Consider the following 3,589-nt stretch of genomic DNA (forward strand, 5'->3'; position numbering starts at 1 on the left):
CCGCCGAGGTGGTCCGTGAACGGCTGGATGCGGGGTTGGAGGTCAGCGCGGACAACGGGCCGGCCTCGTGTGCGGTGGCCGGGCCGGTCCAGGCGCTGGAGGAGCTGGTCGAGCGGCTGCGTGCCGAGGGGGTGCGGGCGCGGGTGATTGCGACCACGGTGGCCTCGCATTCGGTCATGGTGGAGCCCCTGCGCGAGCGGCTGCTGGACATGCTGGGCTCGGTCACTCCCGAAGCGGGCCGGGTGCCGTTCTACTCGACGGTGAGCGGCGGGGTGCTGGCAGGCACGGAACTGGGGGCGGAGTACTGGTTCGCCAACGCGCGCCGCCCGGTGGACTTCCAGGGGGCGGTCAAGGCGTTGCTGGCTGATGGCCGTTCGGCGTTCATCGAGGCGAGTCCGCATCCGGTGCTGGCGATGGCGGTGCAGGACATCCTCGACACCGGCGGGGCTTCGGGCGTTGTGGTGGGGTCGTTGCGCCGGGGTGAGGGCGGCGCGGATCGGTTCGTGCGCTCGGTGGGTGAGGCGTTCGTCGCGGGTGTCGCGGTGGACTGGCAGGCGCTTCTGCCTGCCACCGACAAGAGCGCGACCGTCAACGAGCTGCCCACCTACGCGTTCCAGCATCGGCGTTACTGGCTGGAAGGCGCCCCGGTAGGGGTGTCGGACGCGGGCGGGCTGGGCCAGACGCGGGTGGACCACCCGCTGCTCGGTGCTGCCGTCGAGTTGCCGGATCAGGGCGGCGTGGTGGTGACCGGCCGCATGTCGATCGCCACCCACCCCTGGCTGGCCGATCACGCGGTGGGGCAGACGGTGGTGTTCCCCGGCACCGGCTTCGTGGAACTGGTCGTGCGCGCGGGAGACGAGGTCGGCAGCCCGGTGCTGGAGGAGCTGACCCTGGAAGCGCCGCTGGTGATCGAGGGCGAGGAGTCGGTCCAGCTACAGGTGGCGGTGACCGCCCCGGGTGAGGACGCGCGGTGCGACGTTTCCGTGTATGCCCGTACGGGTCAGCGGCCGTGGACCCGCCACGCCACCGGCACCCTCACCCAGGCGACCGGCACCGCAGGCTCGGCCGATGGGCAGTGGCCGCCTGCGGGAGCGCGCCGGGTGGAGGTGTCCGGGCATTACGAGAGGCTGGCCGAGTCCGGCTATGGGTACGGGCCGGCCTTCCAAGGACTCAAGCGGGCCTGGATCCGCGACAACGAGGTGTTCGCCGAGGTCGAGCTGGGTGAGCGGGAAGCCGCCGAAGCCGACCAGTACGGCATCCACCCCGCCCTGCTCGACGCCGCCCTGCACGCCACCGGCCTCGCCGACAACGGCGAGCAGGGTAAGGGGACGGAGCTGCCGTTCGCCTGGAGCGGTGTGGAACTCCTGGCCTCCGGTGCCCGACGCGTGCGGGTCCACGTCGTTCCGGCAGAGGGCGGCGCTTGGAGCATCCGGCTCGCCGACGGCACCGGTGCTCCGGTCGCGGCCGTCGCGAGCCTGATCACGCGCCCGCTCCCCGTCGGCGGGCTGTCGTCACGCACCCAGCCCGGGCACGAGGCGCTCCACCGGCTGCAATGGGTGATTCCCCGTAGCTGGAACCCGCCTGCGGCCGAAGGGACGACAGCTGTCGTGGACGCGGCCGGTGAAGACGGCAGCGTCACCGACGCTCTGCGCCGCGGCGGGCTGAAGGTTCGCGCGTACGCCGACCTGCACGCGGCGGCGACCGGCGACGACGACATCACGACCCTGGTCATCCCGCTTCCTCAGGCGGACGGCCGAGGACCGCTGGAGGAGCTGCGGTCGGAGCTGGACCGGGTCGTGGGTGTGCTGAGCGACTGGCTGGCCGCCGAGCGGCTCGCCGATACCCGGCTGGTGCTCGTCACCACAGGTGCGGTGACCACCGGCACAGAGGCCGGCGGCGCGCTCGCCGGGGCGGCGGTGTCGGGTCTGGTGCGCTCGGCGCAGACGGAGAACCCCGGCCGGATCCTGCTGGTCGATCTCGATGTCGCGGCCGAGTCGCTGGCCGCTCTGGGCTCGCTGCTGGCGGTGGAGGACGAGCCGCAGCTGGCGGTACGCGCCGGTCGGGTCCTGGTGCCGAGGCTGGCCAGGGCCGACGCCTCCGGCGACCTCCAGGCGCCCGAAGGCGGGGGCGGGTGGCGGCTGGACAGCCCCACCAAGGGGTCGATCGACGGCCTGACCCTGATCCCGGCGCCCGAGGCCGACCGAGAGCTGACCACCGGCGAGGTACGGGTGGAGGTCCGCGCGACCGGGCTGAACTTCCGCGACGTGGTCGTGACGCTGGGCATGGTGCCCGAACAAGGTGGGGCGATCGGCGGCGAGTTCGCCGGTGTGGTCACCGAGCTCGGTCCGGGTGTGGACGGGCTGCGGGTCGGGGATCGGGTGATGGGCCTGGGCGAGGGGACGTTCGGTCCTCGGGTCGTGGCTGATCGCCGGATGATGGACAGGATGCCGCAGGGGTGGGGTTTCGCCCGTGCGGCCTCGGTGCCGGGCGCGTTCGCGACCGCCTGGTACGGGCTGGTCGATCTGGCCGGGCTGAGCCGGGGCGAGCGGGTGCTGATCCACTCCGGTGCCGGCGGCGTCGGCATGGCCGCGATCCAGATCGCTCACCATCTGGGCGCGGAGGTGTTCGCCACCGCCTCACCTGCCAAGCAGCACCTGCTGCGCGAGCTCGGGGTGGCCGACGATCACATCGCCTCTTCCCGGGATCTCGACTTCGCCGACGCCTTCGCGGCGGTCTCGGGCGGGGTGGACGTGGTGCTGAACTCGCTGGCCGGGCCGTTCACCGACGCCTCGCTCGACCTGCTCACTTCGGGCGGCCGGTTCATCGAGATGGGCAAGACCGACCGCCGCGACCCCGCCGACGTCGCCGTTACCCACCCCCACGTGCGGTATCGCAGCTTCGACCTGATGGACGCCGGACATGAGCGGATCGGCGGCATGCTGGCCGAGATGCTGGAGCTGTTCACCAGCGGCGGGCTGGCGGCGCTCCCCGTGCGATGCTGGCCGGTGCAGCAGGCCCGCCAGGCCTTCCGGCACATGGCCCAGGCCCGCCACACCGGCAAGATCGTCCTGACCATGCCGCACCGCATGGATCCGGACGGCACGGTGCTGATCACCGGCGGCACCGGCGGGCTGGGCGCGATCCTGGCCCGCCACCTGGCTACCGGCCACCAGGTCAAGCACCTGCTGCTGGCCTCGCGCAGGGGAGAGCAGGCACCCGACGCCGACCAGCTCCGCGCCGACCTGGAGACCGCAGGCGCGACGGTCGAGATCGCGGCGTGCGATCTGTCCGACCCTGGGCAGGTCGGCGAGCTGCTGCAGAGTGTCCCCGCCGAGCGCCCGCTCACCGCCGTCTTCCACACCGCCGGAGTGCTCGACGACGGCGTGGTCACCTCCCTCACTCCTGAGAAGCTGGACCGGGTGCTGCGTCCGAAGGCGGACGCCGCCTGGCACCTGCACCAGGCGACTCAGAACCTGGACCTGGCCGCGTTCGTGCTCTACTCCTCCTCCGCCGCCACCCTCGACAGCGCCGGACAAGGCAACTACTCAGCCGCCAACGCCTTCCTCGACGCCCTGGCCACCCACCGCCA

Annotated in this window: 1 protein-coding gene; it reads left to right on the forward strand. The window is 72.6% G+C overall.

Annotated features, from left to right (window positions below):
* The coding region (locus ABZS69_RS66835; protein ID WP_355395555.1) for an SDR family NAD(P)-dependent oxidoreductase at positions 1-3,589 on the forward strand (3,589 nt) is incomplete at both ends.

It is taken from the genome of Nonomuraea sp. NPDC005650 (assembly GCF_040605375.1).
Taxonomy (GTDB): Bacteria; Actinomycetota; Actinomycetes; order Streptosporangiales; family Streptosporangiaceae; genus Nonomuraea.